Genomic DNA, 426 nt, shown 5'->3' on the forward strand with positions numbered 1-426 from the left:
TTGACGAGCTTCTTCGTTTAGCAGCAGGGAGGTGATCGTGACTAGTGAAATATGATCAAAGTCCTGGCAGTCTAAGGCAGTAGCAACTGAGTGGAAACGGCTATCGAGGTTGCAAACAACGAGTGCTGAAATTAATTTTTCTGGTATCTCGATGCCTGCACCTTGGAGGTCTCGGGCTCGAGATTCGACTCGGCCTATAAATTCTTGCACTGGTTGCCCGTCTTGCATGCAGGTAACCCATTGGCGCAACTTGACGACAACTGAAGAGAGTGATTTGCGCTGGTAGATGTTATGGAGTTTGACCCAATACGCGTGAGCAGAGGTTTCAGAGAGTAAATGACGGAGTACCGAGTCACCCACGTTCAGTTCGACCACACCCCGGGTTTTCGTATCGGTACGGCTCGACGTCGTGTCAGTTCGTGGTTC

The 426-nt window shown here is 50.2% G+C and carries 1 protein-coding gene; it reads right to left on the reverse strand.

The window, feature by feature from the left end:
- Positions 1-426 (reverse strand): gag-polypeptide of LTR copia-type domain-containing protein (locus tag B5P42_RS31810; RefSeq protein ID WP_142674069.1); only part of this gene is annotated, 426 nt, incomplete at both ends.

Origin of the sequence: Bacillus sp. SRB_331 (genome assembly GCF_003264175.1) — a bacterium.
GTDB classification, from domain to species: domain Bacteria; phylum Bacillota; class Bacilli; order Bacillales; family Bacillaceae_G; genus Bacillus_A; species Bacillus_A mycoides.